The sequence below is a fragment of the Streptomyces sp. NPDC127038 genome (assembly GCF_042725875.1).
Lineage (GTDB): Bacteria > Actinomycetota > Actinomycetes > Streptomycetales > Streptomycetaceae > Streptomyces.
In genome coordinates this window covers 64,186-77,426 of the sequence record NZ_JBHXDQ010000027.1, presented here as the reverse complement: position 1 = coordinate 77,426, position 13,241 = coordinate 64,186, and the positions used below count along the sequence as shown (strand labels likewise).

The window sequence follows — 13,241 nt, the reverse complement described above, 5'->3', positions numbered from 1 at the left end:
GTGCGGGGCGGTCGGAGATTCCTGGCCGTTGTGTGAACCGATCGGCGGGGCTCGTCCGATGAAGGGATGTGGGGGTGGGTGTGGCGGTGGCCGTCATCGTCCTTCGACGAGCGGGATGAGGGGAACGAGGGGGGTGAGGGTTCTGGGTTCTTTGCGGGCGGCGGGGACGCGGGGGGTGTGTTCGAGGCCGAAGGTGGTGAAGGCGGTGCGTCCGGGGAGGGGGTAGGGGTCCTTTCCGGTGAGGGAGTTGAGGATGGTGGCGCTGCGCCAGGCGGCGAGGCCGAGGTCGGGGGTGCCGACGCCGTGGGTGTGGAGTTCGGCGTTCTGGACGTAGACGCGGCCGGTGACGGTGGGGTCGAGGACGAGGCGGAACTGGTCGTCGATGTCGGGGCGTTCGGCGTTGTCGCGGCGGAGGTAGGGGTCGAGTCCGGCGAGGAGGGGTGCGATGGGGCGTTCGCGGTAGCCGGTGGCGAGGACGACGGCGTTGGTGGTGAGGCGGGAGCGGGTGCCTTGCTGGACGTGTTCGAGGTGGAGTTCGATCTTGGTGGTGGCGATGCGTCCGGCGGTGCGGACGGTGACGGCGGGGGTGAGGACGGCGTCGGGCCAGCCTCCGTGGAGGGTGCGGCGGTAGAGCTCGTCGTGGATGGCGGCGATGGTGTCGGCGTCGATGCCTTTGTGGAGTTGCCATTGGGCGGCGAGGAGGCGGTCGCGGACGGGTTCGTTCAGGGCGTGGAAGTAGCGGGTGTAGTCGGGGGTGAAGTGTTCGAGGCCGAGTTTGGAGTACTCCATCGGGGCGAAGGCCTCGGTGCGGGCGAGCCAGTGGATCCGTTCTTTTCCGGTGGGGCGGTTGCGGAGGAGGTCGAGGAAGACTTCGGCTCCTGACTGGCCGGCGCCGATGACGGTGATGTGGTCGGCGGTGAGGAACCGGTCGCGGTGTTTGAGGTAGTCGGCGGCGTGGATGACGGGGGCGTCGGGGGCGTCGACGAGTGGTTTGAGGGGTTCGGGGATGTGGGGGGCGGTGCCGACGCCGAGGACGATGTTGCGGGTGTGGGTGCGGCCGAGGGCCTGGGCCTGGCCGTGGGCGTCGAGGCGGGTGAAGTCGACTTCGAAGAGGTCGTGTTCGGGGTTCCAGCGGACGGCGTCGACCTGGTGGGCGAAGCGGAGTCCGGGGAGGTTGTCGGCGACCCAGCGGCAGTAGGCGTCGTATTCGGCGCGCTGGATGTGGAAGCGCTCGGCGAAGTAGAAGGGGAAGAGGCGGTCGCGGTCCTTGAGGTAGTTGAGGAAGGACCAGGGGCTGGTGGGGTGGGCGAGGGTGACCAGGTCGGCGAGGAAGGGGACCTGGAGGGTGGCGCCGTCGATGAGGAGTCCGGGGTGCCAGTCGAAGCCGGGGCGTTGTTCGTAGAAGACGGTGTCGAGTTCGGTGAGGGGGTGGGCTAGGGCGGCGAGGGAGAGGTTGAAGGGGCCGATGCCGATGCCGACGAGGTCGCGGGGGGTGTCGGCGGTGGGGGGCTGGGAGTGGGGTGTCGGTCTCATCGGGGGGTGTGTCCTTCCACCAGTTTCAGGAGCGTGGCCAGGTCGCCGGGCCGGGTGTGGGGGTTGAGGAGGGTGGCTTTGAGCCAGCGGCGGCCGTCGAGGGTGGCGCGGCCGAGGACGGCGCGGCCTTGGTCGAGGAGGGTGCGGCGTACGGCGGCGACGGTGTCGTCGGTGGCGTCGTGGGGCCGGAAGAGGACGGTGCTGATGACGGGGTGGTCGTAGAGCTCGAAGCCGGGGTGGGCGGCGGTGAGGTCGGCGAGTTCGTGTGCGTGGGCGCAGACCTGGTCGACGAGGTGGCCGATGCCGTGGCGTCCGAGGGTCTTGAGGGTGACGGCGATCTTGAGGATGTCGGGGCGGCGGGTGGTGCGCAGGGAGCGGCCGAGGAGGTCGGGGTGGCCTGCTTCGGTGTCGTCGTCGGCGTTGAGGTAGTCGGCTCGGTGGGTGAGGGGGGTGAGGTCGGTGGGGTCGCGGACGGCGAGGAGTCCGGCGGCGACGGGCTGCCAGCCGAGTTTGTGGAGGTCGAGGGTGACGGTGTCGGCGTGGGCGAGGCCGTCGAGTTTGGTGCGGTGCCGGTCGCTGAAGAGGAGGCCTCCGCCGTAGGCGGCGTCGATGTGGAGGCGGGCGCCGTGGGTGGCGCAGAGGCCGGCGATGTCGGGGAGCGGGTCGATGAGTCCGGCGTCGGTGGTTCCGGCGGTGGCGGCGACGAGGAGGGGGCCGCGCAGCTCGGTGAGGGCGCTGTCGAGGGCGGCGGGGTCGAGGGTGCCGGCGGGTGCGGGGACGACGACGGGCTCGGGGAGGCCGAGGAGCCAGGTGGCGCGGTGGAGGGAGTGGTGGGCGTTGGCTCCGCAGACGAGTTGGATGCCGTGGTGTTTCTCGCGGGCGAGGAGGAGGGCGAGTTGGTTGGATTCGGTGCCGCCGGTGGTGATGAGGGCGTCGCCCCGGGGGTGTGAGGGGCCGGGCGCGGCCGTGGGGTCCGGGCCGCCGTAGACCAGGTCGGCGAGGGCCTGGGCGACGAGTGCTTCGAGTTCGGAGGCGGCGGGGGCCTGGTCCCAGGAGTCGAGGGAGGGGTTGAGGGCGGAGGCGGCGAGGTCGGCCGCGGTGGCGACGGCCAGGGGCGGGCAGTGCAGATGGGCCGCGCACAGGGGGTCGGCGGGGTCGGCGGCGCCTTCGGCGAGTGCGCGGACGAGGGTGTGCAGGGCGTCGGGGCTGCCGTGGTCGGGCAGCGGGTCGCCGAGGGCCGCTCGCAGGCGTTGGGCGACGTCGCGGGGTCCACCGGCGGGGAGGGGGCCGCCTCGGGCGGCGGCGCCTTCGGCGAGGGCGTTCAGGACGGTTTCGAGCAACGGCCGCAGTGCGTCGGGGCCTTGGGGGCCTGAGGCGAGGGGCGGCGTGCTCATGGTGTCCTCCGGTGGTGGTGCGGCGGGTCCTTCCCGGCGTGTGCGTGTTTTTGGGCAGGTGCGCCCGCCAAGGACAACGATTCGGTCCCGGCGGGGGTACTGCCGTACGGACGATTTGTGTGAGTGGAGCCGCCGGGCACGCCGAACGCGACGGACGCCGGACGGCTGCTGGGGCAGCTGTCCGGCGTCCGGGTTCGCTTCTGGTGTCTGGTGCCTGGTGTCTGGGTGTCTGGTGTGGTGTCCGGAGCTGGTGTCCGGGTGGTGGTTAGGCCTGCCTCACCCGCAGGGCCCGGGCGAGGTCGTCGAGCTGGTCGGTGAGCTTGCGGCGCAGCGCCGGGATGGGGTCGGCGTCGCGCAGACAGCTCTCGCCGAGGGCGAGGGTCTCGGGGGTGACGAGGCAGGCGGGGAAGGCCCAGCGGCCGGCGGCCTCGGCGATGGCGGGGCCGCGCCGTTCGGCGACGGCCACGGCGTCGGCCCAGTAGCGCTCGGCGTACTCGTGGACGAGGTGGGTCTGCTCGGGCTGCCAGAAGCCCTGGGCGGTGGCGGTGAACAGGTAGTTGGAGAGGTCGTCGCGGGCGAACATGGCGTCCCAGGCGGCGGCCTTGGCCTGGGGGTCGGGCAGGGCGGCGCGGCAGCGGGCGGCGCCCTCCTGGCCGGTGGCGCTGGGGTCCTGGACGAGTTCGGCCTCGATCACGGCGTCGTCGACGGCACCGAGGACGCTGAGCCGGCCGAGGATGCGCCAGCGCAGCTCGGGGTCGAGCTCGGGGCCGCCGGGGACGGTGCCCTCGGAGAACCAGGCGCTGATGGTGTCGGGGTGGACGGCGACGTCGATGAGGTGGCGTACGGCGGTGAGGCGCAGGCCGGGGTGGGAGCCGTCCTCGGTGCGGCGGAGGAGGTCGCGGCACAGGTCGGTGAGGGTGGCGAGGGCGGTGGGCCGGTGTTCGGGGGCCAGGAAGCGGTCGGCGACGTGGACGGTGGCGAAGGTGAGGACGCCTTGGACGACGGCGAGGTCGGTCTCGTGCGGCAGGTGGGTGCGGGCTGCCTCGATGTAGTCCATGGGAGGCAGTTCGCCGTCGCGTACCGCGTCGCGCAGGGCGTTCCAGACGACGGCCCGGGTGAGGGGGTCGGGGAGGCCGGAGAGCGCGGCGCGCACGGTCTGGAAGGACTTGGCGTCGAAGCGGACCTTGGCGTAGGTGAGGTCGCCGTCGTTGAGGAGGAGCAGGTCGGGGCGCCGGCCCGACCGTGTGACGGCGGAGTCGCCCTGGGGGACGTCGAGTTCGAAGCGCTCGCGCAGGGTGAGCCGGGTCTCCTCGCCGGGGACTGTGTCGTAGGCGCCGGCGGCGATGCGGTGGGGGCGGCTGCCGCGGTGGGCGACGGTGAGCTGCCACTGGCCGTCGGCCTCGGTGATCCCGGGCTCGACGGTGTCGACGCCGGTGGTGCGCAGCCAGGCCTCGGCCCAGGCGTGGACGTCGCGTTCGGTGGCGGAGGCGAGGTTGTCGATGAAGTCGGCGAGGGTGGCGTTGCCGAACCTGTGGCGGGCGAAGTGGGTGTTGATGCCCGCGAGGAAGTCCTTCTCGCCGAGCCAGGTGACGAGCTGGCGGAGGGCGGAGGCGCCCTTGGCGTAGGAGATGCCGTCGAAGTTGAGCATGGCGGACGCGGTGTCGGGGACGGCGTCCGGGTCGGGGGCCACGGGGTGGGTGGAGGGGCGCTGGTCGGCGTCGTAGCCCCAGGACTTGCGGGCGACGGCGAAGTCGACCCAGGTGTCGGTGAAGCGGGTGGCTTCGGTGAGGGTCTGGTAGCCCATGTACTCGGCGAAGGACTCGTTGAGCCAGATGTCGTCCCACCAGCGCAGGGTGACGAGGTCGCCGAACCACATGTGGGCCATCTCGTGGGCGATGACCATGGCGCGGGTCTGGCGCTCGGTGTCGGTGACGGCGGAGCGGTAGATGAACTCGTCGCGGAAGGTGACGAGTCCGGGGTTCTCCATGGCGCCGGCGTTGAACTCGGGGACGAACGCCTGGTCGTAGGAGTCGAAGGGGTAGGGCTCGTCGAACTTCTCGTGGTACCGGTCGTAGCAGGCGCGGGTGATGTCGAGGATCTCGTCGGCGTCGGCGTCGAGGTACGGGGCGAGGGAGCGGCGGCAGTGCAGGCCGAAGGGCAGGCCGGCGTGCTCGGTGCGTACGGAGTGCCAGGGGCCGGCGGCGACGGCGACGAGGTAGGTCGAGATCAGGGGGGTGGGGGCGGCCTTCCAGTGGCCGTCTCCGAGGTGTTCGGTGACGCCGTTGGCGAGGACGGTCCAGCCTTCGGGGGCGGTGACGGAGAGGTCGAAGACGGACTTGAGGTCGGGCTGGTCGAAGGCGGCGAAGACGCGCTGGACGTCCTCCATGAACAGCTGGGTGTAGAGGTAGGTCTCGCCGTCGGTGGGGTCGGTGAAGCGGTGCATGCCCTCCCCGGTGCGGGAGTAGCGCATGGAGGCGTCGACGCGCAGTTCGTGCTCGCCGGCGGTGAGTCCCTTCAGGGGCAGCCGGTTCTCGTCCAGGGTCTCCGGGTCGAGGGGCCGGCCGTCGAGGGTGACGGAGCGCAGTTCGGCGGGCTTCAGCTCGACGAAGGTGTCCGCTTCGGCTCGGGCGGTGAACCGGATGACGGTCAGGGAGTCGAAGGTCTCGTCCCCTCCGGTCAGGTCGAGTTCGATCCCGTAGTGGTGGACGTCGAGGAGCTTGGCACGGGTCTGCGCTTCGTCGCGCGTCAGTACGGACATGAGGCCATGCTGCCCGATGGTGGGGTCGGGACACAGGGGTGGTCCGCTATGTACGCTTTGCGGCCGCCCGGTCACACACTGCTGCCTGGTGCGCCGCCGGGGCCGCGGGCGACCGGGGCCGTGGGTTGCCCGGGACCGGGGAGGGCTCCGGGCAGGCGGGGCGGCAGGGTCGCGGGCGGCCGGGCGGTGTCACTCCTGCGGGTCGGCCGTGCCGCCGCCCGCGTCGTCCGCGATGCGTTCGTGGTGGCGGATGACCTCGGCGATGATGAAGTTCAGCAGCTTCTCGGCGAAGGCCGGGTCGAGTTTGGCGTTCTCGGCGAGGCTGCGCAGCCGGGCGATCTGGTGGGCCTCGCGGGAGGGGTCGGCGGGCGGCAGGTGGTGGGCGGCCTTGAGGTGGCCGACCTGCTGGGTGCACTTGAAGCGTTCGGCGAGCATGTGGACGACGGCGGCGTCGATGTTGTCGATGCTGTCGCGCAGCCGGGCGAGCTCCGCCCTGACGTCGGGGCCGGCTTCCTGGGGCTTGCTGGTGGTCATGACAGCCAACCCTACGTGGATCGCGGCGGCGCGATCATCGGTGTCCGGGAGCTGGTCGGACACGGCCCAGGACACGGCCTAGGGGTGCGAGACGGTGAGCGTCTTGTGGAAGTGCACGTCCTGGTGTCCGCCGGGGATGCCGTCGGTGCGGCCGGTCTCGCGGTAGCCGTGACCCCGGTAGAAGTCGGGGGCCTGGAAGGTGAAGGAGGAGACGATCATCTCGGTGCAGCCGCGCCGGACGCTCTCCTCCTCCGCCGCGCGCAGGAGCTTGGCGCCCCAGCCCGCGTGGCGCTGGTCGGCCCGCACCCAGAGCATGTCGACCGCGCAGCAGCTGCCCCACACCCAGGCGGTGAGTCCGCCGACGAGTTCCCCGTCGGCGTCGGTGACCTTGACCGAGACGGGTTCGGGGTCACCTGCACCGGTGGCTCGCGCGTTGAAGGCGGTGAGTTCGTCGTCGAGCCGCTGTTGCAGGGCGTCGTCCTTGGCGCCGATCAGCAGGGAGGCGGTGACGGGCTGGGGGCGGGGGCTGGTCATGGGCCGAGTATGCCAACGCGGCCCATGGGCGCAGTAGCGGTTTTACCGACCGTGCGGTCGGTGGGCGCCCGCGAGCCGGGTCGCGGGCGCCGCTCGTGCGGTGGCGCTGTTCCGGTGGGGTCAGAGGCCGGCGGCCGCTCGGGCTATGTCGGCGGCGAAGGTCGAGACCTCGCTGTAGACGCCGGGGTATCCGGGCTCGGCGCAGCCCTGGCCCCAGCTGACGATGCCGACCTGGAGGTAGGCCCCGGTGTCGTCCTTGCGGAACATGGGTCCGCCGGAGTCGCCCTGGCAGGTGTCAACGCCGCCCTGGGTGACGAATCCGGCGCAGATCTCGTCGCTGGGGACGAGGTCGCTGCCGTACGCCTGTTGACAGGTGGCGTCGTCGACGAAGGGGACGGTGGCCTTGAGGAGGTAGCGCTGCTGTCCGCCTCCTTCGCGGGCGGCGCCCCAGCCGGCGATGGTGAAGTCGCCGTTGTTGTAGGCGGTGTTGGTGGCGATCTTCAGGGTGGGCAGGTCGATGGGCCGGGCGAGTTTGATCAGGGCCCAGTCCTTGCCCTTGCCGGTGTAGCCGGGGGCCTGGAGCACCTTGGTGGACTTGACCTTGACGGCGCTGCCGCTCTGGAGGTCGACGACGCCGGCGGTGGCGGTGATGGAGGTGTTGGTGCCGGAGCCGTTCACGCAGTGGGCGGCGGTCAGGACGATGCTCTTGGTGTAGAGGGCTCCGCCGCAGCCCATGGAGAGGCGGACCATGAAGGGGAACTCGCCCTGGGCGGCGCGTGTCCCGCCGACGACGGGCGCGGGGGCGGCGTTCGCGGACAGCGGCTGGAGGGACACGGCGGCGAGCGCGACCGCGCCGACGGCGAGCAGTCTTCTGAGGACGCGGTGCTTCCTGGGAGACTTCAACGGGGTTCCTTTCGTGGGGGGTTGTCCGCCGGGCGGGCACACGGAGAGCGCCTTCGAGGCCCGCGCGTTTCCGGCACGGGACCTTTTGAGCATGCACCTGCCAAGCTGGTGGGATTATGAGGACCGCCCGCCATACCGGGCAAGAGCCGCGTTCCGGCCAGGAAGGCCTGACCGGGACACGGGCCGGAAGCCGCCATCCGGCCGGAAGGACCGGCGTGGGCAGGAGGCACGAGCCGCGTCCCGTCCGCCCCGCTCCCCCGCCCCCGGACGGAACCCCGCTTACAGTGGAGAGGAGTTCCGGCGTCTTCTGGGGGTGCGGGCGTGGCGAACGGCGGACCCGTCGAGCACGGCTACCCGCATCTGGACACGGTGCGGGCATCGATCACCGCGCTGTACAAGCGGCTCTCGTACGACACCATCCACACGTTCGCGGCCAGCGTGACCCCCGCCGACGTGGCCTTCGCGGACGTCGACGACCTGCATCTGGGCGCCCAGCGCGTCGCCCGCGAGATGGTCAGGCACTACCGGCTCCCCGACGCCCGGATGATCGTCGGCTTCCGCGAGATGACCCACGCGGCCCACGTCGAACTCGCCGCGGGACCCGAGTACTTCATCGAGCTGAACGACCGCTTCCGCACGCACCGCAGGGACATCGGCGCCGCGCTCGCCCACGAGGTGATGCACGTCTACCTGCACCGCCTGGACCTCTCCTTCCCCGGCACCCGCGACACCGAGATCCTCACCGACACCGCCGCGGCCTACCTCGGAGCGGGCTGGCTCCTCCTCGACGCCTACCGCGAGGACGGCGCCTCCTCGCAGAAGCTCGGCTATCTGACCCCCGAGGAGTTCGGCTACGTCCTCGCCAAGCGCGCCCTGGTCTTCGGCGAGGACCCCTCCGTGTGGTTCACCAGCGCGCAGGCGTACACCGCGTACACCAAGGGCATGGAACTGGCCGAGCGCGACGCGCGGCAGCCCCCGCTGACCGCGGCGGGCTGGGCTGGCCGCCGCCGCTACGCCCGCGACCGCCGGCACGCCCAGGACCACCACGCCCCCGACCACTCCGGCGTCCCCTACGCGTTCGCGCCCGACGACCACGGACCGCTGCGCGTCTCCTTCCCCTGCCCGACCTGCCACCAGCGCATCCGGGTGCCGGTCCGGGGCCGGGTGCGCGCACGGTGCGCGCTGTGCCGCACGGTGCTGGAGTGCGACACCTAGGACGGCACCTCGCGGGTGAGGCACGACACCCCGAAAGTCTTTGCCTCGCGTGCCGGTGGCGAGCGAGGGTCGAAGGATGAGCACGAACGACCCCACCGCGCTTCTCTTCCCCGCCGTGTACGAGGGCGACGAGGACACGGTCGTACGGCTGCTGCGGGCGGGCGTGAGTCCCGAGGCGGTCGACGAGGACGGGCAGAGCGCCCTGTACCTGGCCGCGGTGAGCGACCGGCCCGGCGTCGTACGGCTGCTGCTGGCCGTCGGCGCCGAGCCCGACCGGCTCAGCCTGGGCACGGACGCTCCCCTGTGCGGAGCCGCCTGCGGCGGTCACACGGAGGTGGTCGCCGCCCTGCTCGCGGCGGGGGCGCGTCCGGACACGGTGGAGGCGTTCGGTTTCACCGCGCTGACCTGGGCGTTGCGCCGGGGTCACACCGCCGTCGCGGAGGCGCTGCTCGGGGCGGGCGCGGATCCCTGCCGTCCGGGGCCGGGGGGCGAACCCCCGCTGGTGACGGCCGCGCACCGGGGGTCGGCGGGGTGCGTACGGGCCCTGCTCGCGCACGGGGCGGGCGCCCGGGGCGAGGCGCTGGCGGAGGCCCGGCGTCTGCTGGGCGTCGGTGTCGAGGCCGAGCTCCGGGAGGGTCTGGCCCGCGCGCACGGCCCCGGGCACGCCTCGGTCACCCACCGGCACGCGTCGCCGGAGGGCACCGTCGTCGAGGTCCAGCTCCTGGACGCCGGGGGCAGGCCGTTCGCGGGCGACGACCTCCAGACCGGTCACGCGGAGATCGTCACCCTGCTGAAGGCGAGCACGACGCGCCACTGAGTCCGACGGGGGCCGAGGGGGCCGACAGGTACCGACACAGGTACCGACAAGCGAACGGCCGTGCCGGTCCTCAGGAGCCGGACCCGTACACCGCCTGGGGAGTCGCGGCCCGCTCCAGGAGTTCGCGGGCCGTCGCCCCGGCCTCCGCCGGCGTCCACCGGGCTCCCTTGTCGGCGCTCGGGCCCGGCCGCCAGCCCTCCATCACCGTGATCCGGCCGCCCTCGGTCTCGAAGACACGGCCGGTGACGCCGGCGCTCGCCGCCGATCCGAGCCAGACGACCAGCGGCGAGACATTGGCCGGGTCCATGGCGTCGAAGCCGTCGGCGGGGGCCGCCATGGTGGCGGCGAAGGCGCGCTCGGTCATCCGCGTGCGGGCGGCCGGGGCGATGGCGTTGACCTGGACGCCGTACCGCCGCATCTCGGCCGCCGCGACCAGCGTGAGTCCGACGATCCCGGCCTTGGCGGCGCTGTAGTTTCCCTGGCCGACCGAGCCGAGCAGGCCCGCCCCGCTGCCGGTGTTGACGACCCTGGCCTCGGGCGTCCGGCCCGCCTTGGCCTCGGCCCGCCAGTGGGCCGCGGCCTGTCGGAGCGGCAGGAAGTGCCCCTTCAGATGGACCCGCACGACGGCGTCCCAGTCGTCCTCGTCGAGGTTGACGAGCATCCGGTCGCGCAGGAACCCGGCGTTGTTGACGAGGGTGTCGAGCCGCCCGTACGTCTCCAGGGCGGTGCGGACGAGCGACGCGGCGCCGTCGGTGGTCGCGATGTCGCCGCCGTGGGCCACCGCCTCGCCGCCCGCCGCGCGGATCTCCTCGGCCACCCGGGCGGCCGGGCCGTCCGCCGCGGGGGTGCCGTCGAGGCCGACGCCGAGGTCGTTGACCACGAGCCGGGCGCCCTCGGCCGCGTACGCCAGCGCGTGCGCCCTGCCGAGTCCGCGGCCCGCGCCCGTGACGATCACGACCCGCCCCTCGCACAGCAGTCGTGCGCTCATCGTGTCTCTCCCCGGCTGTCGTGGCCGGCGGTGGTCCGCCGGTCCTTGTTGGCGGTGGCGGCGTCGAGGAAGGCGGGCCGCTCGCCGCCTCCGTGGACGAGGACGGAGGCGCCGCTGATGTAGGCGGCGGCGTCGGAGGCGAGGAAGACGGCGGCGGCGCCGACGTCGGCGGGCCTGGCGAGGCGGCCCAGCGGAACGGTGCGGGCGACGGCGGCGACGCCGTCCTCCCCGCCGTAGTGCAGATGGGCCAGTTCGGTGCGGACCATGCCGACGACCAGGGTGTTGACGCGGATCTCCGGCGCCCACTCGACGGCCATCGAACGGGCCAGGCTCTCCAGTCCCGCCTTGGCCGCGCCGTAGGCGGCGGTCCCGGGCGAGGGGCGTGAGCCGCTCACGCTGCCGATCATCACGATGGAACCGCGGGTCCGTCTGAGGTGATCGTGGGCCGCGATCGACGCGGTGAGGGGCGCGGTGAGGTTGAGTTCGATCACCCGGGCGTGCCGCTCCGCGTCCGCCTCGGCGAGGGGCCGGTAGGGGGCGCCGCCCGCGTTGTTGACCAGGACGTCGAGGCGGGGCAGGGCGTCGAAGAAGGCCAGGACCGCGGCCGGGTCGCGCAGGTCGACGGGGACGAAGTCGGCCTTGCCGAGGGGGACTTCGGGAGGCCTGCGGGCACAGACCACGACGTGGGCGCCGGCCCGCTCGAAGGCCAGGGCGATGCCCGCCCCGACGCCCCGGGTGCCGCCGGTGACGACGACGGTCCGGCCACCGAGGTCCGGCGGGACGTCGGACCGGGTCGAGTCGTCGGGGTGGCCCGAGGTGCCGGGCCGGTTCATGGTGTCCGGGTTGTCCACAGGGCCTCCCGCGCGGCCGCGATCGCTGCTAGCTTCGCATCACACCTAACAAACGTTTGGTGGAAAGGTAGCTGATGTCCCCATGGGTGTCTCCACCTCGTCCCCGGAAAAGGGGATTTCCGTCGTCACGGTCGACTTCCCGCCGGTCAACGCACTGCCGGTGCGGGGCTGGTTCGACCTCGCCGACGCCGTGCGCACGGCGGGCGGCGACCCCGGGATCCGCTGTGTCGTACTGAGAGCGGAGGGACGCGGGTTCAACGCGGGCGTCGACATCAAGGAGCTGCAACGCGACCGGACCGGCCATGGCGCGCTGATCGGGGCGAACCGCGGCTGCGCCGAGGCCTTCGCGGCGGTGTACGAGTGCGAGGTGCCCGTCGTGGCGGCGGTGCACGGCTTCTGTCTGGGCGGCGGCATCGGGCTGGCGGGGAACGCGGACGCGATCGTGGCGAGCGAGGACGCCGTCTTCGGCCTGCCCGAGCTGGACCGGGGCGCGCTCGGCGCGGCCACGCATCTGTCCCGGCTCGTCCCCCAGCATCTGATGCGCGTCCTGTACTACACCTCGCGCACGGCGACGGCGGCCGAGCTGCACGCCCACGGCTCGGTGTGGCGGGTCGTGCCGCGCGCGGAACTGCGGTCGGCTGCGCTGGAACTGGCGCGCGAGATGGCCGCGAAGGACGGGCAGCTCCTCCGGCTCGCCAAGGCCGCGATCAACGGCATCGACCCGGTGGACGTGCGCCGCAGCTACCGCTTCGAACAGGGCTTCACCTTCGAGGCCGGCCTCGCAGGAGTGGCGGCCCGCGTCCGTGACACCTTCGGCAAGGAGGCCCCCCGGTGAGCGACAAGACCATGTCGGCGCAGGACGTCGTCGGCCGGCTGGAGAGCGGGATGACCCTCGGCATCGGCGGCTGGGGTTCGCGCCGCAAGCCGATGGCCCTGGTGAGAGCACTGCTCCGCAGCGAGATCACCGATCTGACGGTGGTGTCGTACGGCGGTCCCGACGTCGGGCTGCTGGCCGCCGCCGGCCGTATCCGCACCCTGGTGGCGCCTTTCGTGACGCTCGACTCCGTCCCGCTCGAACCGCACTACCGCGCGGCCCGCGAGCGCGGGGCGTTCGAACTGCGGGAGGTGGACGAGGCCATGTTCATGTGGGGGCTGCACGCGGCGGCGAACCGGCTGCCGTTCCTCCCGGTGCGGGCGGGGCTCGGTTCGGACGTGATGCGGGCCGACCCCGGACTGCGGACGGTCACCTCGCCGTACCCGGATGCGGTCACCGGGATACGGGAGGAGCTGATCGCGATGCCCGCGCTGCGCCTGGACGCGGCCCTGGTGCACATGAACCGGGCGGACCGCGCGGGCAACGGCTGCTATCTGGGCCCCGATCCGTACTTCGACGACCTGTTCTGCGAGGCGGCGGACACGGCGTACGTCTCCTGCGAACGGATCGTCGACACGGCGGAGCTGACCAAGGAGGCGGCGCCGCAGACCCTGCTGCTCCAGCGGTCGTCGGTGACCGGTGTGGTGGAGACGCCGAACGGCGCGCACTTCACCTCGTGCGTCCCCGACTACGGGCGGGACGAGGCGTTCCAGAAGCTGTACGCGACCACGCCGTACGCCGAGTTCGCCGAGCGGTTCCTCGGCGGTGGCGAGGACGCCTATCAGGGTGCCGTGCGGGCCTGGCGGGAGGAGGAGGGCCGGTGAGCGGGGAGCGGGCGGT

Annotated in this window: 12 protein-coding genes; 4 read left to right on the top strand and 8 right to left on the bottom strand. The window is 72.7% G+C overall.

Features of this window, described 5'->3' with window-relative positions; translation table 11 throughout:
• Positions 1–93: 93 nt before the first annotated feature.
• The 6 genes from ACFWI4_RS20290 to ACFWI4_RS20265 all read right to left on the bottom strand — a co-directional run bounded on the left by ACFWI4_RS20290 (position 94) and on the right by ACFWI4_RS20265 (position 7,656).
• Entirely contained in the window at positions 94–1,533 is a 1,440-nt protein-coding gene (locus tag ACFWI4_RS20290) for a lysine N(6)-hydroxylase/L-ornithine N(5)-oxygenase family protein (RefSeq protein WP_385402314.1), read from the bottom strand.
• On the bottom strand, positions 1,530–2,927 hold the full coding sequence (locus ACFWI4_RS20285; protein WP_387197977.1) for a pyridoxal phosphate-dependent decarboxylase family protein: 1,398 nt from the start codon (positions 2,925–2,927) through the stop codon (positions 1,530–1,532). Before ACFWI4_RS20285 ends, ACFWI4_RS20290 begins: the two co-directional genes overlap by 4 nt.
• A 265-nt stretch (positions 2,928–3,192) precedes the next feature.
• Positions 3,193–5,685 carry an aminopeptidase N gene (gene pepN / locus ACFWI4_RS20280; protein ID WP_387197974.1) on the bottom strand — a complete coding sequence of 831 codons (2,493 nt, stop codon included), beginning with the start codon at positions 5,683–5,685 and terminating at the stop codon, positions 3,193–3,195.
• A gap of 189 nt (positions 5,686–5,874) precedes the next feature.
• Positions 5,875–6,219, bottom strand: coding sequence for a chorismate mutase (locus ACFWI4_RS20275; protein WP_385402321.1), 345 nt, complete (start codon positions 6,217–6,219; stop codon positions 5,875–5,877).
• A 78-nt stretch (positions 6,220–6,297) separates the two neighbouring features.
• Entirely contained in the window at positions 6,298–6,753 is a 456-nt protein-coding gene (locus ACFWI4_RS20270) for a GNAT family N-acetyltransferase (RefSeq protein ID WP_385402324.1), read from the bottom strand.
• A 120-nt stretch (positions 6,754–6,873) separates the two neighbouring features.
• On the bottom strand, positions 6,874–7,656 hold the full coding sequence (locus ACFWI4_RS20265) for a S1 family peptidase (protein ID WP_387197971.1): 783 nt from the start codon (positions 7,654–7,656) through the stop codon (positions 6,874–6,876).
• 321 nt (positions 7,657–7,977) lie between these two features.
• Here ACFWI4_RS20265 and ACFWI4_RS20260 point away from each other — a divergent pair, with 321 nt between their 5' ends.
• Both ACFWI4_RS20260 and ACFWI4_RS20255 read left to right on the top strand, forming a co-directional pair.
• Positions 7,978–8,871 carry a hypothetical protein gene (locus ACFWI4_RS20260; protein WP_387197967.1) on the top strand — a complete coding sequence of 298 codons (894 nt, stop codon included), beginning with the start codon at positions 7,978–7,980 and terminating at the stop codon, positions 8,869–8,871.
• A gap of 76 nt (positions 8,872–8,947) precedes the next feature.
• Positions 8,948–9,688, top strand: coding sequence for an ankyrin repeat domain-containing protein (locus tag ACFWI4_RS20255; RefSeq protein ID WP_387197964.1), 741 nt, complete (start codon positions 8,948–8,950; stop codon positions 9,686–9,688).
• A gap of 70 nt (positions 9,689–9,758) precedes the next feature.
• On the opposite strand, the gene ACFWI4_RS20250 is transcribed toward ACFWI4_RS20255, so the two are convergent.
• Complete coding sequence (locus ACFWI4_RS20250) at positions 9,759–10,676, bottom strand: SDR family oxidoreductase (protein WP_387197961.1); 918 nt, start codon at positions 10,674–10,676, stop codon at positions 9,759–9,761.
• Entirely contained in the window at positions 10,673–11,509 is an 837-nt protein-coding gene (locus tag ACFWI4_RS20245) for an SDR family oxidoreductase (RefSeq protein ID WP_387198012.1), read from the bottom strand. Before ACFWI4_RS20245 ends, ACFWI4_RS20250 begins: the two co-directional genes overlap by 4 nt.
• 100 nt (positions 11,510–11,609) lie before the next feature.
• On the opposite strand from ACFWI4_RS20245, the gene ACFWI4_RS20240 reads away from it, so the two are divergent.
• Both ACFWI4_RS20240 and ACFWI4_RS20235 read left to right on the top strand, forming a co-directional pair.
• Complete coding sequence (locus ACFWI4_RS20240; protein WP_385402339.1) at positions 11,610–12,362, top strand: enoyl-CoA hydratase family protein; 753 nt, start codon at positions 11,610–11,612, stop codon at positions 12,360–12,362.
• Positions 12,359–13,225 (top strand): CoA transferase subunit A, encoded by an 867-nt coding sequence (locus tag ACFWI4_RS20235; protein WP_387197958.1) that lies wholly within the window; start codon positions 12,359–12,361, stop codon positions 13,223–13,225. Before ACFWI4_RS20240 ends, ACFWI4_RS20235 begins: the two co-directional genes overlap by 4 nt.
• Positions 13,226–13,241 lie beyond the last annotated feature (16 nt).

What these genes read in the sequence shown, in the direction of transcription:
- ACFWI4_RS20270 (WP_385402324.1), bottom strand. Translation starts at nt 6,753, where the DNA reads ATGACCAGCCCCCGCCCCCAGCCCGTCACCGCCTCCCTGCTGATCGGC.
- ACFWI4_RS20240 (WP_385402339.1), top strand. Translation starts at nt 11,610, where the DNA reads ATGGGTGTCTCCACCTCGTCCCCGGAAAAGGGGATTTCCGTCGTCACG.
- ACFWI4_RS20290 (WP_385402314.1), bottom strand. Translation starts at nt 1,533, where the DNA reads ATGAGACCGACACCCCACTCCCAGCCCCCCACCGCCGACACCCCCCGC.
- ACFWI4_RS20255 (WP_387197964.1), top strand. Translation starts at nt 8,948, where the DNA reads ATGAGCACGAACGACCCCACCGCGCTTCTCTTCCCCGCCGTGTACGAG.
- ACFWI4_RS20250 (WP_387197961.1), bottom strand. Translation starts at nt 10,676, where the DNA reads ATGAGCGCACGACTGCTGTGCGAGGGGCGGGTCGTGATCGTCACGGGC.
- pepN (WP_387197974.1), bottom strand. Translation starts at nt 5,685, where the DNA reads ATGTCCGTACTGACGCGCGACGAAGCGCAGACCCGTGCCAAGCTCCTC.
- ACFWI4_RS20285 (WP_387197977.1), bottom strand. Translation starts at nt 2,927, where the DNA reads ATGAGCACGCCGCCCCTCGCCTCAGGCCCCCAAGGCCCCGACGCACTG.
- ACFWI4_RS20275 (WP_385402321.1), bottom strand. Translation starts at nt 6,219, where the DNA reads ATGACCACCAGCAAGCCCCAGGAAGCCGGCCCCGACGTCAGGGCGGAG.
- ACFWI4_RS20245 (WP_387198012.1), bottom strand. Translation starts at nt 11,509, where the DNA reads ATGAACCGGCCCGGCACCTCGGGCCACCCCGACGACTCGACCCGGTCC.